Here is a 25348-nt window from a genome sequence, read left to right on the forward strand (position 1 = left end):
AATAACGTTTATTGGATAACGCCAACAAGTGGCTTTTTTACTTGCACAAAATGGCTATTTTGACGCCGATATAATCATTTGTTTTATACGATTTTTTAATACATCAATTCTGTACAAAAAATGCATGAAGAAAATTTGCAGATTTTGAAAAACAAACTAGCGTCATAATTCGAAACAAATTCCAAAATCGCTTAAATAATCTGTAAAAAGGCTCTAGAACAAGCATTACAAGCAAAAGCATTGTAAATGATGGCACTCCGCCTATAACCTGGGAACGCTCTCATTTAATGATCTAAGTCAGCTGATTGAACAGGCAACGGAATTAGTCTGTTGCCTCTCTTCTCCTGCATTGGAGTCATGCAATGTCTGAAGCACCCGGAAAACTGAAACTCGGCGCGCTGGTTGCGTTAGTCGTGGGTTCGATGATTGGTGGCGGTATATTTTCCTTGCCACAAAACATGGCCGCCAGTGCGGATGTCGGCGCCATTCTGATCGGTTGGGCGATCACCGCCGTCGGCATGCTCACCCTGGCGTTCGTGTTCCAGACCCTGGCCAACCGCAAACCCGATCTTGACGGCGGGGTCTACGCCTACGCCAAGACCGGTTTCGGCGACTACATGGGCTTCTCGTCCGCCTGGGGGTACTGGATCAGTGCCTGGTTGGGCAACGTCGGCTACTTCGTGCTGCTGTTCAGCACCCTCGGCTACTTCTTTCCGCTATTTGGCGAGGGCAATACCCCCGCTGCCGTGATCGACGCCTCGGTGCTGCTCTGGGCCGTACATTTCCTCGTACTGCGAGGAATCAAGGAAGCCGCGTTCATCAACCTGGTGACCACCGTCGCCAAGATTGTGCCGCTGCTGTTGTTCATGTTGATTGCGTTGTTCGCCTTCAAGCTGGACATCTTCACCGCCGACATCTGGGGCCTGAAGAACCCGGACCTGGGCAGCGTGATGGACCAGGTGCGCAAAATGATGCTGGTCACCGTGTGGGTGTTCATCGGCATCGAAGGCGCGAGCATCTTTTCGGCCCGGGCGGAAAAACGCAGCGATGTGGGTAAAGCCACCGTGATCGGCTTCGTCACCGTGCTGCTGTTTTTAGTCCTGGTCAACGTGCTGTCGCTGGGGATCATGACCCAGCCGGAACTGGCAAAACTGCAGAACCCGTCAATGGCCGCCGTGCTGGAACACGTGGTCGGTCACTGGGGCGCGGTGCTGATCAGCGTCGGTTTGATCATCTCGTTGCTGGGGGCGTTGCTGTCGTGGGTGCTGCTGTGCGCGGAGATCATGTTCGCCGCCGCCAGGGACCACACCATGCCGGAGTTCTTGCGCAAGGAAAACGCCAACCATGTACCGGTCAACGCCCTGTGGCTGACCAACGCCATGGTGCAGATTTTCCTGATCATCACCCTGTTCTCGGCCAGCACCTACCTGTCGCTGATCTACCTCGCCACCTCGATGATCCTGGTGCCCTACCTGTGGTCGGCGGCCTATGCCTTGCTGTTGGCGGTGCGTGGCGAAAGCTACGAAGGCGCGGCGGGCGAGCGGCAGAAGGATCTCGTCATCGGCGCGGTGGCCCTGATCTACGCGATCTGGCTGCTGTACGCCGGCGGCATCAAATACCTGCTGCTGTCCGCCCTGCTCTACGCCCCCGGCGTGATCCTGTTCGCCAAGGCCAAGCTGGAAATCAACAAACCGGTTTTCACCAACGTCGAGAAGCTGATTTTCGCTGCGGTGGTCGTGGGCGCCGTGGTGGCGGCCTACGGACTCTACGACGGCTTCCTGACCCTTTAGCTTCTGCTTCTGGAAGCACAACCCTGTTTTGTCATCTGGAGGATCACTGTAATGACCAAGGAAAAAGTTAAGTACGGCGTCCATTCCGAAGCCGGCAAACTGCGCAAAGTCATGGTTTGCTCCCCGGGACTTGCCCATCAGCGGCTGACCCCGAACAACTGCGATGAACTGCTGTTCGATGATGTGCTGTGGGTGGCCCAGGCCAAGCGCGACCACTTCGACTTCGTCACCAAGATGCGCGAACGCAACATCGATGTGCTGGAAATGCACAACCTGCTGACCGACATCGTCGCCATTCCCGAAGCGCTGGACTGGATCCTGGAACGCAAGATCACCGCCAACTCGGTGGGCCTGGGACTGATCAACGAAACCACCTCGTGGCTGCGCAGCCTGGAGCCGCGCAAGATCGCCGAGTTCCTGATCGGCGGCGTTTCGGGCGATGACTTGCCCACCAGTTTCGGTGGCAAGGCCATCGAGATGTTCCGCGACTTCCTCGGCAACTCCAGCTTCATCCTGCCGCCGCTGCCCAACACCCAGTTCACCCGCGATACCACCTGCTGGATCTACGGTGGCGTCACCCTCAACCCGATGTATTGGCCGGCACGCCGCCAGGAAACCCTGCTGACCACCGCCATCTACAAATTCCACCCCGAGTTCACCAACGCCGACTTCCAGATCTGGTACGGCGACCCGGACAAGGATCATGGCAACTCCACCCTTGAGGGCGGTGACGTGATGCCGATCGGCAACGGCGTGGTGTTGATCGGCATGGGCGAACGCTCGTCGCGCCAGGCCATTGCCCAACTGGCGGTGAACCTGTTCAAAAACAAGGCCGTCGAGAAAGTGATCGTCGCCGGCCTGCCGAAATCCCGCGCGGCCATGCACCTGGACACCGTGTTCAGCTTCTGCGATCGCGACCTCGTCACGATCTTCCCGGAAGTGGTGAACCAGATCGTCGCCTTCACCCTGCGTCCCGATGAAAGCAAGGCGGGTGGCATCGACATCCGTCGCGAAGAAACCAACTTCCTCGACACCGTGGCTCAGGCCTTGAACCTCAAAGCGTTGCGCGTGGTGGAAACCGGCGGCAACAGCTTCGCCGCCGAGCGCGAGCAATGGGACGACGGCAACAACGTGGTGGCCGTGGAGCCAGGCGTGGTCATCGGCTACGACCGTAATACCTACACCAACACCCTGCTGCGCAAGGCCGGCGTGGAAGTGATCACCATCAGCGCCGGCGAACTCGGCCGGGGACGGGGCGGCGGCCATTGCATGACCTGCCCGATCATCCGCGACCCTATTGACTACTAACCTATGAACCTTGGCCCGCGCAGCGCTCTACCCAAGAGCATGCCCAGGCCAAGGGGATAACCGACACCTTAGGAGATCCAAAATGGCGTTCAATATCCATAACCGCAATCTGCTGAGCCTGGAACATCACACCCCTCGCGAATTGCGCTACCTGCTCGACCTGTCCCGCGACCTCAAGCGTGCCAAGTACACCGGCACCGAACAGCAGCATCTCAAGGGCAACAACATCGCGCTGATCTTCGAAAAGACCTCGACCCGCACCCGCTGCGCGTTCGAGGTCGCAGCCTATGACCAGGGCGCCAATGTCACCTACATCGACCCGAACTCCTCGCAGATCGGTCACAAGGAAAGCATGAAGGACACCGCCCGTGTGCTCGGACGCATGTACGACGCCATCGAGTACCGTGGCTTCAAGCAGGAAATCGTCGAGGAACTGGCCAAGTACGCCGGCGTACCGGTGTTCAACGGCCTCACCGACGAGTATCACCCGACACAAATGATCGCCGACGTGCTGACCATGCGTGAGCACGCCGACAAGCCCATCCACGAGATCAGCTACGCCTACCTCGGCGATGCACGCAACAACATGGGCAACTCGCTGCTGCTGATCGGCGCCAAGCTCGGCATGGACGTGCGCATCTGCGCGCCAAAAGCCCTGTGGCCGGCAGACGACCTGGTGGCTCGCTGCAAACAATACGGGGAAGAAAGCGGCGCGCGCATCACCCTCACCGAAGACCCGAAAGCCGCCGTCAAGGGCGTGGACTTCATCCACACCGATGTCTGGGTGTCGATGGGCGAGCCGGTCGAAGCCTGGGCCGAGCGCATCCAGCAACTGCTGCCGTACCAGGTCAACGCCGAGCTGATGAAGGCCACCGGCAACCCACGCACCAAGTTCATGCACTGCCTGCCGGCGTTCCACAACAGCGACACCAAGGTCGGCAAGCAGATTGCCGAGCAGTACCCGCACCTGAAGAACGGCATCGAAGTGACCGATGACGTGTTCGAGTCGCCGGCCTGCATCGCCTTCGAGCAAGCGGAAAACCGCATGCACACCATCAAGGCGATTCTGGTGTCGACGCTGGCTGACTTGTAAATCCACGCCCCCACCCTGTAGGAGCGAGCTTGCTCGCGATGAGCCCGAGAGCGCCGCGTAATTTCAAAAAATTCCGCGTCACCGTTGACGACCATCGCGAGCAAGCTCGCTCCTACAGGGGATCACCGAACTCAGAAGGACTAGCACCATGCGTATCGTCGTTGCTCTGGGCGGTAATGCCCTGCTCCGTCGGGGCGAACCCATGACCGCTGACAACCAGCGCGCCAACATCCGGATCGCCACCGAACAGATCGCCAAGATTCATCCCGGCAACCAACTGGTCATCGCCCACGGCAATGGCCCCCAGGTCGGCCTGCTGTCTTTGCAGGCGGCGGCCTACACCTCCGTCACCCCTTACCCGCTGGACGTGCTCGGCGCCGAAACCGAAGGCATGATCGGCTACATCATCGAACAGGAACTGGGAAACCTGCTGGACTTCGAGGTCCCCTTCGCGACCTTGCTGACCCAGGTCGAAGTCGACGCCAATGACCCGGCCTTCAAAAACCCGAGCAAACCCATCGGCCCGGTCTACAGCAAGGCCGATGCGGAAAGACTCGCCGCCGAAAAAGGCTGGGCGATTGCCCCGGACGGCGACAAATACCGCCGTGTGGTCGCCAGCCCGAAACCCAAGCGCATCTTCGAAATCCGTCCGATCAAATGGCTGCTGGAAAAAAGCAGCATCGTGATCTGTGCCGGTGGCGGCGGCATTCCGACCATGTATACGTCCCCCGGCAAACTCGAAGGCGTCGAAGCGGTCATCGACAAGGACCTGTGCTCGGCGCTGCTGGCCGAACAGCTTGAAGCCGATCTGCTGGTGATCGCCACTGACGTCAACGCCGCTTTCATCGACTTTGGCAAACCCACGCAGAAAGCCATCGCCCAGGCGCATCCCGACGAAATGGAAAAACTCGGCTTCGCCGCCGGCTCCATGGGACCGAAGGTACAGGCAGCCTGCGAATTTGCGCGCCATACTGGGAAAGTGGCGGTGATCGGCTCGCTCGCGGACATCGAAGCGATCGTCCAGGGCAAGGCCGGTACGCGCATCAGCACGGCATCACCTGGCATTACCTACTTGTAAGGAGAGACGCCCATGGCACAGTTTGAGCCAGGTCACTTGCACATCGAGCGTCATGCGCTGACACCGGACGATGTCAGCTACAACGTGCACCTCGACTATGAAGTCAGCAAGAATGACAAAGGTGAAAAAGGCATCCAGTTCACCATGCATGGCAGCATTCAGGGCAAGGTCATGTCAGAGCCCTTCTTCCTGCCCAAGGAGGAGGCCTACAACTTCGCCAGCAACGTGACGAAAATCGCCGAGAAGTACGGTATTCCAAAGACCCATAGTCAGATCGGTTCGACACACAAACACTACGATCTGATGTTTGAGGACATACGCAAACAGCTGAACATGAAATCCGGCGACCCGATAGATCTCGAGAAATTCGAGTAACGCACACCCCAACTGTAGGAGCGAGCATGCTCGCGATGAGCCCGAGAACGCCGCGGGGAGCCAGACTTCCCGCGTTATCGTTGACGACCATCGCGAGCAGGCTCGCTCCTACATTGGATTGATGCAGTCCCCGAAATCCGCGCAGGATTTCACCATTAGCCCGCCCCAAGGCATACTTGCCACCCTCCGCACTGCAGAACCCGAAACCGCCCCATGCGTATCCACGTCAGCTTCATCGACCGCGTCGGTATCACCCAGGAAGTCCTGGCCCTGCTCGGCGGGCGCAATCTGAACCTGGATGCGGTGGAAATGGTCCCGCCCAATGTTTATATCGACGCCCCGACCCTGAGCCCGCAAGTCCTCGAGGAGTTGCGCGATGCCCTGTTCAGCGTGCGTGGCGTGCAAGCGGTGACGGTGGTCGACATCCTGCCCGGCCAGCGCCGGCACCTGCAGCTCGACGCGTTGCTGGCTGCCATGACCGACCCGGTGCTGGCGCTGGACAGCGACGGCAAGGTGCTGCTGGCCAACCCGGCCTTGATCGCCCTGTACGGCCGCGAACCCGACGGCGAAAGCGTGGCCGAGCTGTTTGCCGACCCGGCCTTGCTCGACGCCCTGCTCGAACACGGCTTTCGCCTGCCGCTGCGGGAAATCACCGTCAACGGCCAGACCTTGTTGCTCGACGCCACACCGATCACCGACGCCGGCGCCCTGCTGACCCTGTACCAACCGAACCGCATCGGTGAACGCCTGTCCGCGCTGCACCATGACCATGCCGAAGGTTTCGATGCACTGCTCGGCGAGTCCCCGGTGATCCGCACCCTCAAGGCGCGCGCCCAGCGGGTGGCGGCCCTCGATGCCCCACTGTTGATCCAGGGCGAAACCGGCACCGGCAAGGAGCTGGTGGCCCGTGCCTGCCACGCCATCAGTGCCCGGCACAGCGCACCGTTTCTGGCATTGAACTGCGCGGCATTACCGGAGAACCTCGCCGAAAGTGAGCTGTTCGGCTACGCCCCCGGCGCCTTTACCGGCGCGCAACGAGGTGGCAAGCCAGGGCTGATGGAACTGGCCAACCAGGGCACGGTATTTCTCGATGAAATCGGCGAGATGTCGCCGTATCTACAGGCCAAATTGCTGCGCTTCCTCAACGACGGCAGTTTTCGCCGGGTCGGCGGTGACCGTGAGGTCAAGGTCAACGTACGGATTCTCAGCGCGACCCACCGCGACCTGGAAAAAATGGTCAGTGAAGGCCTGTTCCGCGAAGACCTGTTCTATCGCCTCAACGTCCTCAACGTTGAAGTGCCGCCGTTGCGCGAGCGCGGCCAGGACATTCTGCTGCTGGCCCGCTACTTCATGCAGCAGGCCTGCGCGCAGATCCAGCGCCCGGTCTGTCGCCTGGCGCCGGGCACTTACCCGGCACTGCTGGGCAACCGCTGGCCGGGCAACGTGCGGCAATTGCAGAACGTGATCTTCCGCGCCGCGGCGATCTGCGAAAGCAGCCTGGTGGACATTGGCGACCTCGACATCGCCGGCACCTCGGTGGCCCGTCAGAGCGACCATGACGTCGACAGCCTGGAGCAGGCCATGGACGAATTCGAGAAAACCCTGCTGGAAAAACTCTACGTCAGCTATCCCTCGACCCGGCAACTCGCGACCCGCCTGCAAACCTCCCACACCGCGATTGCCCATCGGTTGCGCAAGTACGGGATTCCGAGCAAGGCCTGAAACACTGATTCCAGGATCACCGCTGGTCCCTGTGGGAGCGGGCTTGCCCGCGATGGCGTCGGCACATGCAACATTGATGGCGGCTGGACTACCACTATCGCGAGCAAGCTCGCTCCCACAGGGCTCTCCATCCAGCCGAAAAACCGCGCCAAAAGCGACCTCCATCTGTACTGAAAGCGCTACAGCGGAACGATATCGCTACACCCCTCTCCGATCACGGCTGTGCAAGGCTTTGATCCACCTCGGCTTTTATCCCTGTCATACGTCGTATCGATTTCGCTACAGCGAGTGAATTTCAGCCTTTATCGAAACCCTCTAAATCATTGATCAATAACAATAAAAACAAGGTTGGCCGCGTTCTTGCTATGTAGTCCTCCATAACCAGGGCATCGCCCAAGTATTCAATCGCGTCCACCAGACGAGTCTGGCCCCTTAGGAGTTTCCATGAGCGAGTTGCGTTTTACTGAAGATCACGAATGGCTGCGCACCGAAGCTGACGGCAGCGTCACTGTCGGCATCACCGCTTTCGCACAGAACGCCCTGGGTGACGTGGTTTTCGTTCAACTGCCTGAGCTGCAGTCCTACGACAAAGGCGCCGAAGCCGCCACCGTGGAATCGGTAAAAGCCGCCAGCGGCGTGTACATGCCGCTGGACGGCGAAGTACTGGAAGTGAACCCGGCGCTGGACAGCAGCCCGGAACTGGTCAACGAAGATCCGCTGGGTGAAGGCTGGTTCTTCCGTTTCAAACCAAGCGACGCCACCGCTGTCGGCCAACTGCTGGATCAGGACGCCTACGACCGCCTGATCAAAGCCCAAGCCGAAGCCTGAGGAGCACCGACATGACCCAGATCAATCTGACTACCGCCAACGAATTCATCGCCCGTCACATCGGCCCGCGCGCCGGTGACGAGCAAGCCATGCTCAACAGCCTCGGTTTCGACTCCCTGGAAGCCCTGAGCGCCAGCGTGATTCCCGACAGCATCAAGGGCACCAGCGTCCTCGGCCTGGAAGACGGTCTGAGCGAAGCCGATGCCCTGGCCTTGATCAAGTCCATCGCAACTAAAAACCAGCTGTTCAAGACCTACATCGGCCAGGGCTACTACGGCACCCATACGCCGTCGCCGATCCTGCGCAACCTGCTGGAAAACCCGGCCTGGTACACCGCCTACACCCCGTACCAGCCAGAAATCTCCCAGGGCCGTCTCGAAGCGCTGCTGAACTTCCAGACCCTGATCAGCGACCTCACCGGCCTGCCGATCGCCAACGCTTCCCTGCTCGACGAAGCCACCGCCGCTGCCGAAGCCATGACCTTCTGCAAACGCCTGAGCAAGAACAAAAGCAGCCACGCGTTCTTCGCCTCCGTGCATTGCCACCCGCAGACCCTCGACGTACTGCGCACCCGTGCCGAGCCTCTGGGCATCGACGTGGTGGTGGGCGACGAGCGTGAACTGAGCGACGTGACGCCGTTCTTCGGCGCCCTGCTGCAATACCCGGCGAGCAACGGTGACGTGTTCGATTACCGCGAGCTGACCGAACGCTTCCACGCTGCCAACGCCCTTGTCGCCGTAGCTGCCGACCTGCTGGCCCTGACCGTGCTGACCGCACCGGGCGAATTCGGTGCCGACGTGGCCATCGGCAGCGCACAACGCTTCGGCGTGCCGCTGGGCTTCGGTGGCCCGCACGCGGCGTACTTCTCTACCAAGGACGCATTCAAGCGTGACATGCCGGGCCGCCTGGTCGGTGTTTCGGTAGACCGTTTCGGCAACCCGGCCCTGCGCCTGGCCATGCAGACCCGCGAGCAACACATCCGTCGCGAGAAAGCCACCAGCAACATCTGCACCGCGCAAGTACTGCTGGCCAACATCGCCAGCATGTATGCCGTGTACCACGGTCCAAAAGGCCTGACGCAGATCGCCAATCGCGTGCATCACCTGACTGCAATCCTGGCCAAAGGCTTGAGCGCACTGGGTCTGAACGTCGAGCAAGCGAGCTTCTTCGACACCCTGACCGTGAAGACCGGCGCTCAAACCGCCGCCTTGCACGACAAGGCGCATGCCCAGCGCATCAACCTGCGCGTGGTCGATGGCGAGCGCCTGGGCCTGTCCCTGGACGAAACCACCACTCAGGCCGACGTTGAAACCCTGTGGAGCCTGCTGTCCGACGGCAAGACCCTGCCGGACTTCGCCGCCCTCGCCGCCTCGGTACAAAGCACCATCCCGGCCGCGCTGGTGCGTCAGTCGCCGATCCTCAGCCACCCGGTGTTCAACCGCTATCACTCGGAAACCGAGCTGATGCGCTACCTGCGCAAACTGGCGGACAAGGACCTGGCGCTGGACCGCACCATGATCCCGCTGGGTTCGTGCACCATGAAACTCAACGCCGCCAGCGAAATGATCCCGGTGACCTGGGCCGAGTTCGGCGCCCTGCACCCGTTCGCCCCGGCCGAGCAAAGCGCCGGTTATCAGCAATTGACCGACGAACTGGAAGCCATGCTTTGCGCTGCGACCGGCTACGACTCGGTGTCCTTGCAACCAAACGCCGGTTCCCAAGGCGAATACGCAGGTCTCTTGGCGATTCGTGCCTACCACCAGAGCCGTGGCGAAGACCGTCGCGACATCTGCCTGATCCCGTCGTCGGCCCACGGCACCAACCCGGCCACCGCACAAATGGCGGGCATGCGTGTCGTCGTCACCGCGTGCGACGCCCGTGGCAACGTCGACATCGAAGACCTGCGCGCCAAGGCCATCGAGCACCGCGAACACCTCGCTGCGCTGATGATCACCTACCCGTCGACCCACGGCGTGTTCGAAGAAGGTATCCGCGAAATCTGCGGCATCATTCATGACAACGGCGGCCAGGTGTACATCGACGGCGCCAACATGAACGCCATGGTCGGCCTCTGCGCGCCGGGCAAGTTCGGCGGCGACGTTTCGCACCTGAACCTGCACAAGACCTTCTGCATTCCGCACGGCGGTGGCGGCCCGGGTGTCGGCCCGATCGGCGTGAAATCGCACCTGGCGCCATTCCTGCCGGGCCACGCACAGATGGAGCGCAAGGAAGGCGCCGTTTGCGCGGCACCGTTCGGCAGCGCAAGCATTCTGCCGATCACCTGGATGTACATTCGCATGATGGGTGGCGCGGGTCTCAAGCGTGCATCGCAGCTGGCGATCCTCAATGCCAACTACATCTCCCGTCGCCTTGAAGAGCACTACCCAGTGCTATACACCGGCAGCAACGGCCTGGTGGCGCACGAGTGCATCCTCGACCTGCGTCCGCTGAAAGACAGCAGCGGCATCAGCGTCGATGACGTGGCCAAGCGCCTGATCGACTTCGGCTTCCACGCGCCGACAATGTCGTTCCCGGTAGCCGGCACGCTGATGATCGAGCCGACAGAAAGCGAATCCAAGGAAGAACTGGACCGTTTCTGCGATGCCATGATCCGCATCCGCGAAGAAATTCGTTCGGTGGAAAACGGCACCCTGGACAAGGACGACAACCCGCTGAAAAACGCTCCGCACACCGCGAAGGAGCTGGTCGGCGAGTGGTCGCACCCGTACAGCCGTGAACAAGCGGTTTACCCGGTTGCGTCGCTGATCGAAGCCAAGTACTGGCCACCGGTCGGTCGCGTCGACAACGTGTTTGGCGACCGCAACCTGGTCTGCGCCTGCCCGTCGATCGAAAGCTACGCTTAAACGAATGAGGGGGCGGATTGATCCGCCCCCAATTTCCAGAACACCCCACAACCCTGTGGGAGCGAGCTTGCTCGCGATGACGGACTGACAGCCACCATCAATGTCGACTGAACGACCGCTATCGCGAGCAAGCTCGCTCCCACAGAGATCTGTGCCAAGTCTTATGTTCCGTGAATTCCTATAACAAGAAACCGGAGAACCACCATGTCGTTAAGCGTGTTCGACCTGTTCAAGATTGGCATCGGCCCCTCCAGCTCCCATACCGTCGGCCCGATGCGCGCCGCTGCGCGTTTCGTCGAAGGTTTGCGTCGTGAAGGGCTGCTGACGGCCACCACCTGCGTCAAAGTCGAGCTCTACGGCTCACTCGGCGCCACCGGCAAGGGCCACGGCAGCGACAAGGCTGTATTGCTCGGTCTGGAAGGCGAGCATCCGGACACCGTGGACACTGAAACCGTCGCCGCCCGTCTGCAAGACATTCGCGGTAGCGGTCGCTTGAACCTGCTCGGCGAACACAGCATTGCGTTCAACGAGAAAGAACATCTGGCGATGATTCGCAAACCGTTGCCCTATCACCCCAACGGCATGATCTTCCGCGCCTTCGACGCCGCCGGCCTGCAAGTCCGCAGCCGCGAGTACTACTCGGTCGGCGGCGGTTTTGTGGTTGACGAGGACGCCGCCGGCGCCGACCGCATCGTCGAAGACGCCACACCCCTGACCTTCCCGTTCAAAAGCGCCAAGGATCTTCTCGGTCATTGTGTCAAGTACGGGCTGTCCATCAGCCAGGTGATGCTAACCAACGAAAGTGCCTGGCGACCGGAAGCCGAAACCCGCGCCGGCCTGCTGAAAATCTGGCAAGTGATGCAGGACTGTGTAGCCGCCGGTTGCCGCAATGAAGGCATCCTGCCCGGCGGGCTGAAGGTCAAGCGCCGGGCCGCCGCGCTGCATCGGCAACTGTGCAAGAACCCGGAATCGTCATTGCGCGACCCACTGTCGGTGCTCGACTGGGTCAACCTCTACGCCCTGGCCGTCAACGAGGAGAACGCCAACGGCGGGCGCGTCGTAACGGCGCCCACCAATGGTGCGGCGGGGATCATTCCGGCGGTGTTGCACTACTACATGCGTTTTATCCCCGGTGCGAATGACGACGGCGTGGTGCGCTTTCTGCTCACTGCCGCAGCCATCGGCATTCTGTACAAGGAAAACGCCTCGATCTCCGGCGCCGAAGTCGGCTGCCAGGGCGAAGTCGGCGTCGCCTGCTCGATGGCTGCCGGTGCCTTGTGCGAAGTGCTGGGCGGCAGCGTGCAACAAGTGGAGAACGCCGCGGAAATCGGCATGGAACACAACCTCGGGCTGACCTGCGACCCGATTGGCGGGCTGGTGCAAGTGCCTTGCATCGAGCGCAACGCCATGGGTTCGGTCAAGGCCATCAATGCCGTGCGCATGGCGCTGCGCGGCGACGGGCAACACTTCGTCTCCCTCGACAAGGTCATCCGCACCATGCGCCAGACCGGCGCCGACATGAAAAGCAAATACAAGGAAACCGCCCGTGGCGGTTTGGCGGTCAACATTATCGAGTGCTGATGCGCGCTCATCTGCACCCTTCTTCAGGAGCTGAATATGTCCACCGAACAACTGTTGAAAACTCCATTGCACGCACTGCACATCGAACTCGGCGCGCGCATGGTGCCGTTCGCCGGCTACGACATGCCCGTGCAATACCCGCTGGGCGTAATGAAAGAACACCAGCACACCCGCGACCAGGCCGGGCTGTTCGATGTCTCGCACATGGGCCAGATCCGCTTGACCGGCGCCAATGCCGCCAAGGCCCTGGAAACCCTGGTGCCTGTGGACATCATCGACCTGCCGGTGGGCATGCAACGTTACGCGATGTTCACCAATGCCACTGGTGGCATCCTCGATGACCTGATGGTCGCCAACCTGGGCAACGACGAATTGTTCCTGGTGGTCAATGCCGCCTGCAAGGACCAGGACCTGGCACATCTGCGCAAGCACATTGGCGACCAGTGCACAATCGAGCCGCTGTTCGAAGAGCGCGCCCTGCTCGCCCTGCAAGGCCCGGCGGCGGTTACCGTACTGGCACGCCTGACCCCGGAAGTGGCAAAAATGACCTTCATGCAGTTCGCCTGCGTGAAGCTGCTGGGCGTGGACTGCTTTGTCAGCCGCTCGGGTTACACCGGTGAAGACGGTTTCGAAATTTCCGTACCCGCCGCCAACGCCGAAGCCCTGGCTCGTGCGTTGCTGGCTGAAGCGGAAGTGGCTGCCATCGGCCTTGGCGCCCGCGATTCCCTGCGCCTGGAAGCGGGTTTGTGCCTGTACGGCCATGACATGAATACCGAAACCAGCCCGATCGAAGCCAGTCTGCTGTGGGCCATCTCCAAGCCACGTCGTGCCGATGGCGCTCGTGCTGGCGGCTTCCCGGGCGCCGAAACCGTATTCGCCCAGCAACAGGCCGGTGTCAGCCGCAAGCGCGTCGGCCTGTTACCGCAAGAGCGCACGCCGGTGCGCGAAGGTGCCGAGATCGTCAACGAAGCCGGCGACATCATCGGTAGCGTCTGCAGCGGCGGTTTCGGGCCGACCCTGGGCGGGCCGCTGGCCATGGGTTATGTCGATAGCGCTTATATCGCACTGGACACCCCCGTTTGGGCGATTGTTCGTGGGAAAAAGGTGCCTTTGCTTGTAAGCAAAATGCCATTCGTTCCACAACGCTACTATCGTGGCTGATTGAATGTTCCTATAAGTAACGCGGTTGCGTTAACTGCGCACTAATGTGTAACGCAACCGCCATAAAATAGTGCATTGTTTGGCTCTAAGCTTCGATTATGAACTTTGCTTATAACGATCGAAAGCATTTGAACAACGCCAGCGTATAAGGCCTCACTAGTGGCCTGACTTTGCCATCAACCTGAGGAAATACGGGGCCTTCACAGGGCTTGTTTTTTCTCCCGTAGTTGGCGTAGAGTTTGTTCACTGTGTTTGCATGGGTCGCTTGGAATCGTGACCTGGGCAGTAGCCTACAAGTTAGCTACATCCCGTTCGACGTCTTCTTACTCTCCTGCAACCAGCCCCAGTACTCTTTCATGAGAAAGAGACTGTCATTAATTTTTTGCGTCAAAGGAAATAAGAAATGTCCCAACGTCAGAGCGGTACCGTCAAGTGGTTTAACGACGAGAAAGGTTTTGGTTTTATCACTCCAGAAAGCGGTCCGGATCTGTTCGTGCATTTCCGCGCTATTCAGGGCAACGGTTTCAAGAGCCTGAAAGAAGGCCAGAAAGTGACCTTCATCGCTGTGCAAGGCCAGAAAGGCATGCAGGCTGACGAAGTACAAGCAGAAGGCTAATCTTCTGTAACGAAAAAGCCCCTGATGCTGACATCAGGGGCTTTTTTGTGCGCGCAAATCCGTAAAATGGCTTCTTTTTTCGCCGAGAGCCTGTCATGTCGAAACACCTGCTTACCCCCCAGGGCGACTTTCCTGCCGCTGGCCTGGGTCGTCGCCTGGCAGCCATGTTCTATGATTTCCTGCTGTGCACCGCCCTGCTGATCGTCACCAGCGGCATCTACAAGATGATCCAGATGGCGATCATCGGCGAAGAAAGGATGCGCACCCTGACCGAAGCGGGTGCGCTGGACGGCGATCCCCTGCTCTCCACAGTCCTGTTGTTCGTATTGTTCGGCTTTTTCGCCAAATTCTGGACCTGGTCCGGTCAGACCCTGGGCATGCAGGTCTGGTGTATCCGGGTGCAGAATGCCGATGGCTCGTCCATCAGCCTGTGGCAGGCGCTGCTGCGCTTTGTGGTGTCGATTGCCTCGCTGCTTTGCGTCGGCTTGGGATTCATCTGGTCGTTGTTCGACAAGCAGAAGCGCAGCTGGCATGACATGTATTCCAATACGCAGCTTGTTCGCATCCCAAAGAAGACCAAGTAATCCCTGAACACACAAACCAATGTGGGAGCGGGCTTGCTCGCGAAAGCGGTGTGTCAGACAACCTTGATGTTGACTGATACTCCCTCTTCGCGAGCAAGCCCGCTCCCACAGTTTTTGCGGCTTGCCTGAAAGACCTCAGGCGTTACCCGCGAGCTTCAAACGGGCTGCAGCGGTGAAATCAAGCATCCGCTTGAGCGGCCGAATCGCCTGCGGGATCAACGCCGGATCGACAAAGATCTCGTTCGCCCCTTCTTTCAACGCCTTCAGCGTGCGCTCAAGGGTGTTCATGGCCATCCACGGGCAATGCGCACAACTGCGGCATGCCGCGCCGTTACCCGCCGTCGGGGCTTCGATAAAGACCTTGTCCGGGCACAGCTGCTGCATCTTGTAGAAGATGCCGCGGTCGGTCGCAACGATCAGCGTCTTGTTCGGCAGGCTCTGTGCCGCCGCAATCAACTGACTGGTGGAGCCTACGGCATCGGCCAACTCGATCACCGATGTCGGCGACTCAGGGTGCACCAGAATCGCCGCATCCGGGTACAGCGCCTTCATGTCTTCAAGCTGCTTGGACTTGAACTCTTCGTGAACGATGCAGGCACCGTCCCACAGCAGCATGTCGGCACCGGTCTGTCGCTGGATGTAGGTCCCCAGGTGCTTGTCGGGGCCCCAGATGATGGTCTCGCCGTTGTCCATCAGGCTTTCGACGATTTCCAGCGCACAGCTTGACGTCACAACCCAATCCGCTCGGGCTTTTACCGCAGCGGAAGTGTTGGCGTACACCACCACCGTGCGCTCCGGGTGTTGATCGCAGAACGCGGAAAACTCGTCCACCGGGCACCCCAGGTCGAGCGAGCAGGTCGCTTCGAGCGTCGGCATCAGTACGCGCTTTTCCGGGTTGAGGATCTTGGCAGTCTCGCCCATGAACTTCACGCCGGCGACGACCACGGTCCTGGCTGGATGGGCGTTGCCGAAGCGGGCCATCTCCAGCGAGTCGGAGACACAGCCGCCCGTCTCTTCGGCCAGCGCCTGAATGACAGGGTCACAATAGAAGTGGGCCACCAGCACCGCGTCCTGAGCCTTGAGCTCGGCGGCGATGGCAGCACGGTAATAAGCCTCTTCATCGGCGCTCAGCGGCTTGGGCTGCTTGGCGTCGAGGTGGGCTTGAACCAGAAGGCGTTCGGAAATTTGCGTCATGTTCGCAAGACCTGCAGGCGCATTCGCGCGAAAGTCGAGTATACACCCGGCTCCGGACCCTTCGGGGTACCGCCGGGAAAGTGAGTATTCATCAGGCACGGACAGCGTTGAAGCTGCGCAAGGCTACAGAATATCCGACGGATGCAAAAGATGATTCTGACCTGTGTCATGCGCAGCAGCCCGAAGCGAGGCGGACTTGAATCGCGGGCAAAAAAATCCGGAAATCTCACTTGCGTGGGCCTTCCAGACTTTTAAAACAGCTAAAAATGGTGGGTCGTGTGGGATTCGAACCTACGACCAATTGGTTAAAAGCCAACTGCTCTACCAACTGAGCTAACGACCCGCTGTGTGGTGGCGCGTATAATACTGATTTTTAAGGACTATTCAACACCTATTTTGAAATAAATCAAAAATAAGGTGTTGGATCGCTGATTCCGGCCGCCGCGAAGCCTTCTGCACGCAGTCGGCAGCTGTCGCATTTGCCGCAGGCACGGCCTTCATCATCGGCCTGATAGCAGGAAACGGTCAGCCCGTAGTTCACACCAAGCTTCACACCCGCCTGGACGATCTGCGCCTTGCTGAGGTTTTGCAGCGGTGCCTGAATCCGGAAGCCATTGCCTTCCACGCCGGCTTTGGTTGCCAGGTTGGCCATGCGCTCGAACGACTCGATGAATTCGGGACGGCAGTCCGGGTAACCGGAGTAATCCACCGCATTGACGCCGATGAAGATGTCGCGCGCACCGAGCACTTCAGCCCAGCCCAGGGCCAGGGACAGGAACACCGTGTTACGCGCAGGCACGTAAGTCACCGGAATACCCTCACCCGACTCTTCCGGAATATCGATGCTGCTGTCGGTCAGCGCCGAGCCGCCCATGCCGTTCAGGTTCAGACCGATCACCTTGTGTTCGACCACACCCAGGTCTCGGGCCACGCGTTCGGCGGCGTGCAATTCGGCGTGGGACCGCTGACCGTAGTCGAAGCTCATGGTGTAGCAGCTATAGCCTTCGGCGCGCGCCATGGCCACGACGGTCGCCGAGTCCAGGCCACCGGACAGCAGGATGACCGCACGCTTTTCTGGAGTGTTCAGTTGTTCAGTCATTTCAGCGCCCCGGCTCGTCATTCCATAGATATTTATGCAACTGCAATTGCAAACGCACTGGCAGGTTGTCCGCCACCACCCAATCCGCCAAATCCCGAGCATTGAGATCATGGTGACTTGGCGAGAACAGGACTTCGCCGGCACGCTGGTCCAGACCGTACTGGATCAGCTTGGAAACGGACCAGTCATAGTCCTCCCGCGAGCAGATGACAAACTTCACCTGATCGTTGGGCGTGAGCAGCTCAATATTTTCGTAGCGATTGCGGTGCGCCTCCTTCGAACCCGGGGTCTTCAGGTCGACAACGCGACTGACCCGGGAATCTACCGCCGAGATATCAATAGAGCCACTGGTTTCCAGCGACACTTCGTAACCGGCGTCACACAAGCGCTTGAGCAAGGGAATGGCGTTGGGTTGCGCCAGGGGCTCGCCGCCCGTGACACAGACGTATCGCGGACGGAAACCGGCGACCTGCTCGAGGATGTCGTCGAGCGTGCGAATGGTTCCGCCTGTGAACGCGTAGGCGCTGTCGCAGTATTGGCAACGCAACGGGCAACCGGTCAGGCGCACAAAAACAGTGGGCAGGCCGGCAGTCCGAGTTTCACCCTGCAACGAGTAGAAAACTTCGGTGATTCTCAATGTGTCTTGCATAGTCGCCACGGGCGTAACAGCTAAACAGGCTGTCCGCCTCCGTCAGGCACTTCAAGGAACCCCGACAATGCGCAGATCCCAAAAAGCGTGTTTCAGAAAAAGGGGATAAATTCTAACGAAAAAACCCGCGACAAGCGCGGGTTTCTTCAAAACGGGTCAAGCAGCCTTACATTTTCTGCAGATCGCGCTGGGCCAACTGGGCGGCGGATGTACCCGGATACTGGGACACCACCTGCTGCAGAATGCCCTTGACCCGGTCGGTGTGACCCAGGCGACGCTCTACATCAGCGAGCTTGTACAGCGAGTCTGGCACTTTGGCGTGCTTCGGATACAGCTGCGAAACCTTGGCAAACGCCTGACCTGCACCTTGCAGATCACCTTTGGCCAGGTTCACTTCGCCCAACCAGTATTGGGCGTTGCCCGCGTACTGACTGTTCGGGTATTTGCGCAGGAACGCCGAGAAAGCCTGGCTGGCCTTGTCGAAGTCCTTGGCCTTGATCAGGTCGAAGGCAGCATCGTAATAGAGCTTTTCCTTCGCCGGATCTGCCGGCTCGCTACCTGCGGCAGGTGCTTGAGCGGCGGCCGCGCCTGCTGCCGCACCTGCGGCTGCACCGGCGGCGTTCAAATCACCACCGGTGGAAGAATGTTCAGGAGTCGCGGCTGGTGCAACGCCGGTTCCTATGCGCCGATCAAGATCCTGGTATCGCTCCAGGTTTTCCTGCTTCATGCGCGCTACATCGTTTTGCAGAACCTCGATCACACCTTGCTGGCGCTCGATCTGTTGCTGCATTGATTGCAGTTGGTTGAACAGCTCGCCCTGTGCCGAGACAGGGGTCGAAACCCCTCCCCCGGCATAGGCGCCGTTCGTACCGTAACCTGCAGGCGGATAAGTGCTCCCGCTATTGTTATAGCCGGAGTTGTCCTCGACCACAGGAACCGCAGCCCACACCGCAAGCGGCGCGAGGCTGAGAGCCAGAACAGTTACAGCACGACGGCACGTTCGCATGACGAATTACTTACGCAGTTCGACGCGACGGTTTTGAGCCCAGGACTGCTCGTCGTTGCCGGTAGCAACTGGACGCTCTTCGCCGTAGGAAACCAGTTCCAGCTGAGCTGGGGAAACACCTTGCAGTACCAGGTAGCGCTGAACGGCTTTCGCACGACGCTCGCCCAGTGCCATGTTGTACTCACGAGTACCACGTTCGTCGGTGTTGCCTTCCAGAACAACGCGAGCGCCGTTTGCTTTCAGGTCTTTGGCGTGAACGTCCAGAGCGCGCATGGCTTCTGGCTTCAGGTCCGAGCTGTCGTATTCGAAGTAGAAAGTGGTGATTGCGCGCAGAGCAGCTTCTTCGCTCAGGGAGCCGTCAACTGCACCAGTGTTTGCGCCGTAACCAGCGTTTGGATCTACCGCGCCTTCACCGGCATTGTCGCCGCCTTTGGACGAGCAACCTACAGCTACAGCCATGGCCAGTGCCAGCGCAGCAAATTTACCAAACTTCAGCATTTCCATCGTGAAACTCCTAATGAACCCCAGTGTGTTAAGTAAAACGTATAGCGCCGCGTCAGTTCAGGTAAGGGGACCAGGAAGGTTCTCTGACTTCGCCTTGTGCGGTAGGAAGCGGGAGCCTTACGCGTCCATTGATGGACACGAGCATCAAGACTCCCCGGCCCTGCTGGCGGGTGGCGTAGATTACCATGGTGCCGTTGGGCGCAACAGTAGGCGACTCGTCCAGAGTGCTATCAGTGAGTATCTTTACACTACCGCGCTGCAGATCCTGGGCCGCCACCTTGAAATTGGTAAAACCATCCTGACGGTGAATCATGACAAGCGTCTTTTCATCAGCCGACAATTTAGGGTTGGCGTTGTAGTTGCCGACGAAAGTCACGCGCTCGGCACCGCCACCCCCCGCGCTGGTTTTGTAGATCTGCGGTTTGCCGCCACGGTCGGAAGTGAAGTAGATGGTCGAGCCATCCTTGCCCCAGAACGGTTCGGTGTTGATGCCAGGACCGTTGGTGACGCGGGTGATCTGACGCGAGCCCAGGTTCATCACATAGATGTCCGGGTTGCCGTCTTTGGACAGCACGAACGCCAGGCGATTGCCATCCGGCGACCAGGCTGGTGCACCGTTCAGGCCTTCGAAGTTGGTGATCTGCTCACGGCGACCGGTGTCGATGTTCTGCATGAAGATCCGCGGACGCTTCTGCTCGAAGGAGACATAGGCGATGCGCTTGCCATCCGGTGCGAAACGCGGCGACAGGATCGGCTCGCGCGATTGCAGCAGGGTCACGGCGCGAGCACCGTCGTAGTCCGAACGTTGCAGGGTGTAGCGAGTGTTGTTCTCGGAGAAGCGCTCAGCCGTAACGTACAGCAGGCGAGTCGAGAAGGCCCCCTTGATACCCGTGAGCTTTTCGAACGACTGGTCAGAGATGTAGTGCGCCATGTCGCGCAACTGATCGACGCCGCCCGACACGCTGCCAGTCAGCACTTGCTGCTCGGTGGCCACGTTGAACAGTGCGTATTGCACCTGCAGGCGACCGCCCGCCGGAACGATGCTGCCGACCATGACGTACTGGGCACCCAGCGCCTTGAAGTCACGGAAAATGATTTCGCTGGCCTGGCTCGGCTGACTGATCATGTTCTGCTTTGGAATCGGCGAGTAGTAACCCGAGTTGCGCAGGTCGTTACCGATGATTTCCGCCATGTCGTCAGGCAGCACGCTACCGCCCTGGAAGCCGAATGGCACAACGGCGATCGGGGTCGCCCGATCGCTGCCGCTGGTAACCAGAATATTTTTCTCATCTGCCATCGCGATCCCTGCCATGCAGCAGATAACGACCAGCATTCCTCGTAGAAGGTTTCTCACAAGGCTAGATCCTCAGGTGTGAATGTCATCTTGAATGAACGATACGGAGCGAAATCACTCGGCTTCATTCCCTGCATTTCTGTCAAACGTCCAATATTCTTCACTGCTGCAACAGCCGATGCGTCAAACGGACCGTCGCCACTGGACCTGGACACGCTGACCGAAGTCACCGTACCGTCCGGCAACATGCCGATTTGCAACACGACCGTCATGCCTTTGCGTGCCGAAGGTGGACGGGCCCAGCCTTCCGCTGCACGAGCACGAATCAGGTCATCGAAACTGCCGGCGACTTCGTCACCCTGCTCATCGGCCAAGGCCTGCTGACGCTGCGGCGTGTCGGAAAGCAAATCTGCCAGGGCCTGAGCCTTTTTGTCTTCGGCGGATTTACGCGCCGCATCCTGCGATTTCTTCTTCGCAGCATCGGCAGCAGCTTTCTTCTTCGCTTCCTCGGCGACTTTCTTCTTCGCCTCCTCAGCCTCGGCTTTCTTCTTGGCGTCTTCCGCGGCTTTCTTCTTCGCGTCTTCGACGATCTTTTCTTGGCTTCTTCAGCGGCCGCTTTCTTGGCTTCTTCTTCAGCAGCCTTCTTGGCTTCTTCTTCAGCTTTCTTCTTGGCTATATCAGCCAATTGTTTCTCTTCTGCCTTCTTGGCTTCCGCGGCTTTCTTCGCGTCGTCGGCTTTCTTGGCTTCATCAGCCTTTTTCGCCTCGTCCGCTTTCTTGGCTTCGTCGGCCTTCTTGGCTTCTTCGGCCTTTTGAGCCGCCTCTTCTTTCTTTTGTTCCGCAGCCTTCACCGCTTCCTGCTCGACCTTTTTCTGTTCCATCTGCTCGACTTCGGTCTGACGCGCAGCAGATTTCTGCGCTTCACCGGCAATCTTCTGATTGGTCTGGGTGGTCGCCCGACTTTTCGATTTCAGCTGGTACAAGGTCGCCTGGACAATCGGCTTGGCCGGCGGCAGTTCCGGGGTAAAGGCAAAACTGACGAACAGCATGCCGAACACCAGCACGTGCAAGCCAATCGCCCAGACACTAGGCCAGAAGTAGCTTTCCGAGGCGGACGGCTCTCGCTGTTGCTGCATCAGGGCGCCTCGGTAATCAAGCCAACATTACCGACCCCGGCTTTCTGCAACCCGCCCATGGCCCCCATGACGGAACCGTAATCGACGGATTTGTCACCGCGAATGAAGACCTGGGTGTGCTTGCCGTTTTCATTGCCGACGCGAATGATCTTGGTCACGGCGTCGGTCATCTGCGGCAACGTCATGGCCCGGTCCTGCTGCTTGTCTGTGTCGACTTCGCTGCCAAGGTTCCAGTAGTAGGTCTTGTCGGATTTGATGGAAATGGTCAGGACCTGGGTGTTGTTGTCCTGCGGCAAGGCTTCGCTGGAAACCTTGGGCAGATCAACTTTCACGCCCTGATTGAGCATCGGCGCGGTCACCATGAAGATGACCAGCAGCACCAACATCACGTCGATGTAGGGCACCACGTTCATCTCGGCGACCGGCTTGCGCTTTTTGCGAGCTCGAGCGATTAAAGCCATTGGAAATTACCTGCTTATTCTTCGCTGGTGTGCACTTTGCGGTGCAGGATCGCCTGGAACTCGTCGGCGAAGGTGTAGTAGCGGCCCAGCAGGGTTTCGCTGCGAGCAGCAAAACGGTTGTAAGCGATAACGGCTGGAATCGCGGCGAACAGACCGATGGCCGTGGCGATCAGTGCTTCGGCGATACCCGGGGCCACAGTGGCCAGGGTCGCTTGCTGGGCGGTTGCCAGACCACGGAAGGAGTTCATGATCCCCCAAACCGTACCGAACAGACCGATGTACGGGCTGACGGAACCGACGGTGGCCAGGAAGGGCAGGCTCTGCTCGAGCTTTTCTTCTTCGCGGGAAATGGCGACGCGCATGGCACGGGCCACGCCTTCCATGACCGCTTCCGGATCAACGCCTGACTGCTGGCGCAGACGGGAGAACTCCTTGAAGCCGGCACGGAAGATTTGCTCGACACCCGAATCAGGGTCCGGGTTGCTGCCGGCCTGACGGTACAGCTTGGACAGGTCGATACCCGACCAGAAGCGCTCTTCAAAGCTCTCCAGGGCACGTCGACCGGCGCGCAGCAGGTTGCTGCGCTGAAAGATCATGATCCACGAGGTCACCGATGCGGCTACCAGGGTCAGCATTACCAGTTGCACCACGATACTGGCATTGCTGACCAGGCTCCACATGGAGGAATGGTCGACGACGTTAGCTTCCACGCTTTATCTCCTGCTTTGAGTGTGTACCCGCGCCGCTCACGTCGGCAAAGGCCGCTCGTAGAGCTTCGGGAATGGCCCGGGGTTTCAAACTGTCGGTGCGCACACAGGCCACCAGAAACTGCCCTTCGCAGAGCAGTGCATTATCCGTTGCCCGCCTGACCTGCTGTTTGAAGCGCAGGCTGGCACGGTTCAATTCGATTACTTCAGCGCTTACCAGCAGTTCGTCGTCCAGTCGCGCCGGCGCGTGGTAGCGCGCTTCGCTGGAATGCACGACGAACAACAGGTCCTCCCCTGCCAGCTGCGATTGGGCAAAGCCCAGATCTCGTAGCCGCTCGGTTCGAGCCCGTTCCATAAACTTGAGGTAATTAACGTAATACACGATGCCCCCCGCATCGGTGTCCTCGTAATAAACGCGACAGCGATGTGCGAAAGGCTCAAGCCCGTTTTGCGCGCGCATACTCTAGTGCTTACTCCTCAGGTTGCCAATCCGGCCAGGCAACTGTTTTTCATTGATCTGCGGCTTTCACGTGAAAGTACGGTCCTGGGACCCTACATTGCCCGAAAAAATCAGCACGCAATGTTAATTAATCGTCAGCGGCATCGAGAAACTCGTCTACCACGGGCATTTCGCCCAATCGTGACGGAATGTTTAAGCCGAAATGCAGGTAGGCATGCCGCGTCACCACCCGCCCCCGTGGCGTGCGCATGATGTAACCCTGCTGGATCAGGTAAGGCTCCAGCACGTCTTCAATGGTGTGACGCTCTTCGCTGATGGCGGCGGCCAGGCTGTCGACCCCGACCGGCCCACCGTCGAATTTCTCGATCATGGTCAACAACAGACGCCGGTCCTGGTGATCGAAGCCGCGCTCGTCGACGTCCAGCAGGTTCAGCGCGAGGTCGGCGATCGGCTTGGTGATATGCCCCTTGGCGCGAACTTCAGCGAAATCACGCACCCGGCGCAGCAGTCGGTTGGCAATCCGTGGCGTGCCACGGGCACGGCGGGCGATTTCGAAGGCACCCTCCGGATCCAGCGGCAAACCGAGGATGCTCGCCGAACGACCGACGATGGTCGCCAGGTCCGCGTTGTTGTAGAACTCCAGACGCTGGACGATCCCGAACCGGTCACGCAACGGGTTGGTGAGCATCCCCGCCCGCGTCGTGGCGCCGACCAGGGTGAACGGCGGCAGATCCAGCTTGATCGAACGCGCGGCCGGCCCCTCCCCGATCATGATGTCGAGCTGGAAATCCTCCATGGCCGGGTACAGCACCTCCTCGACGATGGGCGACAGGCGATGGATTTCATCGATGAACAACACATCGTGAGGCTCAAGGTTGGTCAACAGCGCCGCCAGGTCACCGGGGCGTTCCAGCACCGGCCCCGAGGTGCTCTTGATCGACCCCCCCATTTCCTGGGCGATGATGTTGGCAAGGGTGGTCTTGCCCAGGCCGGGCGGCCCGAAGATCAGCGTGTGATCCAGGGACTCGTTACGACCGCGAGCGGCTTGAATGAACAACTCCATCTGCTCGCGAACGGTCGGCTGGCCAATGTATTCGGCCAGGCTGACCGGGCGAATCGCCCGGTCCTGGACTTCTTCGCGCTCACGCGGGCTGTGCGTGGCAGCGATCAGACGATCAGCTTCAATCACTTAGATCATTCCCTTCAAGGCACGGCGGATCATGTCTTCACTGCTCAAACCTTTCTCCTTGATCGCAGACACTGCCTTGCTGGCTTCCTGGGGTTTGTAGCCCAGGGAAATCAAGGCGCTGACGGCGTCATTCTCGGCAGTGTTTACCGGGGCAGGTCCATCCGGCTGGTTCGGCACCAGGGCGAACATGGCCGGTACGGTTTCCCAGGCCTTGAAGCGATCCTTGAGTTCCACCAGCAAGCGTTCGGCGGTTTTCTTGCCGACACCCGGGACCTTGGTCAGCGCCGAAGTGTCCTGGGACTGTACGCAACGGACCAGTTCGTCGACTTCCAGGCTCGACATCAAGGCCAGCGCCAGTTTCGGCCCGACGCCGTTGAGGCGGATCAATTCGCGAAAGAAATCGCGCTCACGCTTGCCGACAAAACCATAAAGTAACTGTGCGTCTTCGCGCACCACCAAATGGGTGTGCAAGGTCAGCGGCTCGCCGACCGACGGCAAGCGGTAAAGGGTCGTCATGGGCACTTCAAGTTCATAGCCCAGGCCATTTACATCCAGAATCAGATGTGGAGGCTGCTTCTCAGCCAGGGTGCCGCGCAAACGTCCAATCACGTTACAAATCCTTGAGCGTTGGCCAGCTCTGGGCCAGCGAC

Annotated in this window: 23 protein-coding genes, 1 tRNA gene and 1 pseudogene; 12 read left to right on the forward strand and 13 right to left on the reverse strand. The window is 59.5% G+C overall.

The features are described 5' to 3' along the window. The first annotated feature begins 362 nt into the window (after positions 1-362). From arcD to RS887_RS05350, 12 genes are all read left to right on the forward strand, one after another. On the forward strand, positions 363-1790 hold the full coding sequence (gene arcD / locus RS887_RS05295; protein ID WP_322614648.1) for an arginine-ornithine antiporter: 1428 nt from the start codon (positions 363-365) through the stop codon (positions 1788-1790). A 51-nt stretch (positions 1791-1841) separates the two neighbouring features. Continuing rightward, a complete protein-coding gene (gene arcA, locus RS887_RS05300) occupies positions 1842-3098 on the forward strand; it encodes an arginine deiminase (protein ID WP_111279888.1) in 1257 nt (418 codons plus the stop codon). 82 nt (positions 3099-3180) lie between these two features. Continuing rightward, entirely contained in the window at positions 3181-4191 is a 1011-nt protein-coding gene (locus RS887_RS05305; protein WP_322614649.1) for an ornithine carbamoyltransferase, read from the forward strand. 148 nt (positions 4192-4339) lie between these two features. Continuing rightward, a complete protein-coding gene (gene arcC / locus RS887_RS05310; RefSeq protein ID WP_322614650.1) occupies positions 4340-5269 on the forward strand; it encodes a carbamate kinase in 930 nt (309 codons plus the stop codon). 12 nt (positions 5270-5281) lie between these two features. After that, a complete protein-coding gene (locus RS887_RS05315; protein WP_085714514.1) occupies positions 5282-5644 on the forward strand; it encodes a DUF5064 family protein in 363 nt (120 codons plus the stop codon). Between the two features lie 213 nt (positions 5645-5857). Continuing rightward, positions 5858-7366 carry a sigma-54-dependent transcriptional regulator gene (locus RS887_RS05320; protein WP_085714513.1) on the forward strand — a complete coding sequence of 503 codons (1509 nt, stop codon included), beginning with the start codon at positions 5858-5860 and terminating at the stop codon, positions 7364-7366. A gap of 444 nt (positions 7367-7810) precedes the next feature. Beyond that, a complete protein-coding gene (gene gcvH, locus RS887_RS05325) occupies positions 7811-8194 on the forward strand; it encodes a glycine cleavage system protein GcvH (RefSeq protein ID WP_007982298.1) in 384 nt (127 codons plus the stop codon). 11 nt (positions 8195-8205) lie between these two features. Continuing rightward, complete coding sequence (gene gcvP / locus RS887_RS05330; RefSeq protein WP_322614651.1) at positions 8206-11058, forward strand: aminomethyl-transferring glycine dehydrogenase; 2853 nt, start codon at positions 8206-8208, stop codon at positions 11056-11058. 204 nt (positions 11059-11262) lie between these two features. Next, entirely contained in the window at positions 11263-12639 is a 1377-nt protein-coding gene (locus RS887_RS05335; RefSeq protein WP_322614652.1) for an L-serine ammonia-lyase, read from the forward strand. A gap of 36 nt (positions 12640-12675) precedes the next feature. Beyond that, positions 12676-13800, forward strand: a complete 1125-nt coding sequence (gcvT, locus tag RS887_RS05340; protein ID WP_322614653.1) for a glycine cleavage system aminomethyltransferase GcvT — start codon at positions 12676-12678, stop codon at positions 13798-13800. Between the two features lie 403 nt (positions 13801-14203). Then, entirely contained in the window at positions 14204-14416 is a 213-nt protein-coding gene (locus tag RS887_RS05345) for a cold-shock protein (RefSeq protein WP_007931076.1), read from the forward strand. Positions 14417-14511: 95 nt separating this feature from the next. Further along, a complete protein-coding gene (locus RS887_RS05350; RefSeq protein WP_322614654.1) occupies positions 14512-15000 on the forward strand; it encodes an RDD family protein in 489 nt (162 codons plus the stop codon). Positions 15001-15135: 135 nt separating this feature from the next. Here RS887_RS05350 and nadA read toward each other — a convergent pair whose 3' ends face one another. From nadA to ruvA, 13 genes and pseudogenes are all read right to left on the reverse strand, one after another. After that, positions 15136-16194 (reverse strand): quinolinate synthase NadA, encoded by a 1059-nt coding sequence (nadA, locus tag RS887_RS05355; RefSeq protein WP_322614655.1) that lies wholly within the window; start codon positions 16192-16194, stop codon positions 15136-15138. A 267-nt stretch (positions 16195-16461) separates the two neighbouring features. Continuing rightward, positions 16462-16537 (reverse strand) — tRNA-Lys (locus tag RS887_RS05360). A 63-nt stretch (positions 16538-16600) separates the two neighbouring features. Next, positions 16601-17293, reverse strand: a complete 693-nt coding sequence (gene queC / locus RS887_RS05365; protein ID WP_322614656.1) for a 7-cyano-7-deazaguanine synthase QueC — start codon at positions 17291-17293, stop codon at positions 16601-16603. A 1-nt stretch (position 17294) separates the two neighbouring features. Beyond that, positions 17295-17942: a 7-carboxy-7-deazaguanine synthase QueE gene (queE, locus tag RS887_RS05370; protein WP_007995628.1), complete on the reverse strand. Its 648-nt coding sequence runs from the start codon at positions 17940-17942 to the stop codon at positions 17295-17297. Between the two features lie 166 nt (positions 17943-18108). Beyond that, positions 18109-18948, reverse strand: a complete 840-nt coding sequence (gene ybgF / locus RS887_RS05375) for a tol-pal system protein YbgF (protein ID WP_322614657.1) — start codon at positions 18946-18948, stop codon at positions 18109-18111. Between the two features lie 6 nt (positions 18949-18954). After that, complete coding sequence (gene pal / locus RS887_RS05380) at positions 18955-19452, reverse strand: peptidoglycan-associated lipoprotein Pal (RefSeq protein ID WP_003178634.1); 498 nt, start codon at positions 19450-19452, stop codon at positions 18955-18957. 52 nt (positions 19453-19504) lie between these two features. Next, a complete protein-coding gene (gene tolB / locus RS887_RS05385; RefSeq protein ID WP_178076654.1) occupies positions 19505-20785 on the reverse strand; it encodes a Tol-Pal system beta propeller repeat protein TolB in 1281 nt (426 codons plus the stop codon). A gap of 17 nt (positions 20786-20802) precedes the next feature. After that, a pseudogene (gene tolA / locus RS887_RS05390) lies at positions 20803-21881 on the reverse strand (cell envelope integrity protein TolA). Beyond that, complete coding sequence (gene tolR / locus RS887_RS05395) at positions 21881-22333, reverse strand: protein TolR (RefSeq protein ID WP_162130292.1); 453 nt, start codon at positions 22331-22333, stop codon at positions 21881-21883. Before tolR ends, tolA begins: the two are co-directional and overlap by 1 nt. A gap of 23 nt (positions 22334-22356) precedes the next feature. Continuing rightward, positions 22357-23052, reverse strand: coding sequence for a protein TolQ (gene tolQ, locus RS887_RS05400; RefSeq protein WP_007977321.1), 696 nt, complete (start codon positions 23050-23052; stop codon positions 22357-22359). After that, the gene (ybgC, locus tag RS887_RS05405; protein ID WP_085714501.1) at positions 23042-23509 is read right to left on the reverse strand and encodes a tol-pal system-associated acyl-CoA thioesterase; all 468 of its coding nucleotides are present in this window, start codon (positions 23507-23509) and stop codon (positions 23042-23044) included. The genes tolQ and ybgC overlap by 11 nt, the downstream gene beginning before the upstream one ends. 127 nt (positions 23510-23636) lie before the next feature. After that, positions 23637-24698 (reverse strand): Holliday junction branch migration DNA helicase RuvB, encoded by a 1062-nt coding sequence (gene ruvB, locus RS887_RS05410; RefSeq protein ID WP_322614658.1) that lies wholly within the window; start codon positions 24696-24698, stop codon positions 23637-23639. Then, positions 24699-25307, reverse strand: a complete 609-nt coding sequence (ruvA, locus tag RS887_RS05415) for a Holliday junction branch migration protein RuvA (RefSeq protein ID WP_007995640.1) — start codon at positions 25305-25307, stop codon at positions 24699-24701. It lies immediately after the preceding gene. Between the last annotated feature and the right edge of the window lie 41 nt (positions 25308-25348).

The organism is Pseudomonas sp. BIC9C (genome assembly GCF_034541995.1).
Classification (GTDB): Bacteria; Pseudomonadota; Gammaproteobacteria; order Pseudomonadales; family Pseudomonadaceae; genus Aquipseudomonas; species Aquipseudomonas fluorescens_CC.

Coding starts and splice junctions, on each gene's coding strand:
- arcD (WP_322614648.1), top strand. CDS start 363: ATGTCTGAAGCACCCGGAAAACTGAAACTCGGCGCGCTGGTTGCGTTA.
- arcA (WP_111279888.1), top strand. CDS start 1,842: ATGACCAAGGAAAAAGTTAAGTACGGCGTCCATTCCGAAGCCGGCAAA.
- RS887_RS05305 (WP_322614649.1), top strand. CDS start 3,181: ATGGCGTTCAATATCCATAACCGCAATCTGCTGAGCCTGGAACATCAC.
- arcC (WP_322614650.1), top strand. CDS start 4,340: ATGCGTATCGTCGTTGCTCTGGGCGGTAATGCCCTGCTCCGTCGGGGC.
- RS887_RS05315 (WP_085714514.1), top strand. CDS start 5,282: ATGGCACAGTTTGAGCCAGGTCACTTGCACATCGAGCGTCATGCGCTG.
- RS887_RS05320 (WP_085714513.1), top strand. CDS start 5,858: ATGCGTATCCACGTCAGCTTCATCGACCGCGTCGGTATCACCCAGGAA.
- gcvH (WP_007982298.1), top strand. CDS start 7,811: ATGAGCGAGTTGCGTTTTACTGAAGATCACGAATGGCTGCGCACCGAA.
- gcvP (WP_322614651.1), top strand. CDS start 8,206: ATGACCCAGATCAATCTGACTACCGCCAACGAATTCATCGCCCGTCAC.
- RS887_RS05335 (WP_322614652.1), top strand. CDS start 11,263: ATGTCGTTAAGCGTGTTCGACCTGTTCAAGATTGGCATCGGCCCCTCC.
- gcvT (WP_322614653.1), top strand. CDS start 12,676: ATGTCCACCGAACAACTGTTGAAAACTCCATTGCACGCACTGCACATC.
- RS887_RS05345 (WP_007931076.1), top strand. CDS start 14,204: ATGTCCCAACGTCAGAGCGGTACCGTCAAGTGGTTTAACGACGAGAAA.
- RS887_RS05350 (WP_322614654.1), top strand. CDS start 14,512: ATGTCGAAACACCTGCTTACCCCCCAGGGCGACTTTCCTGCCGCTGGC.
- nadA (WP_322614655.1), bottom strand. CDS start 16,194: ATGACGCAAATTTCCGAACGCCTTCTGGTTCAAGCCCACCTCGACGCC.
- queC (WP_322614656.1), bottom strand. CDS start 17,293: ATGACTGAACAACTGAACACTCCAGAAAAGCGTGCGGTCATCCTGCTG.
- queE (WP_007995628.1), bottom strand. CDS start 17,942: ATGCAAGACACATTGAGAATCACCGAAGTTTTCTACTCGTTGCAGGGT.
- ybgF (WP_322614657.1), bottom strand. CDS start 18,948: ATGCGAACGTGCCGTCGTGCTGTAACTGTTCTGGCTCTCAGCCTCGCG.
- pal (WP_003178634.1), bottom strand. CDS start 19,452: ATGGAAATGCTGAAGTTTGGTAAATTTGCTGCGCTGGCACTGGCCATG.
- tolB (WP_178076654.1), bottom strand. CDS start 20,785: ATGCTGGTCGTTATCTGCTGCATGGCAGGGATCGCGATGGCAGATGAG.
- ybgC (WP_085714501.1), bottom strand. CDS start 23,509: ATGCGCGCGCAAAACGGGCTTGAGCCTTTCGCACATCGCTGTCGCGTT.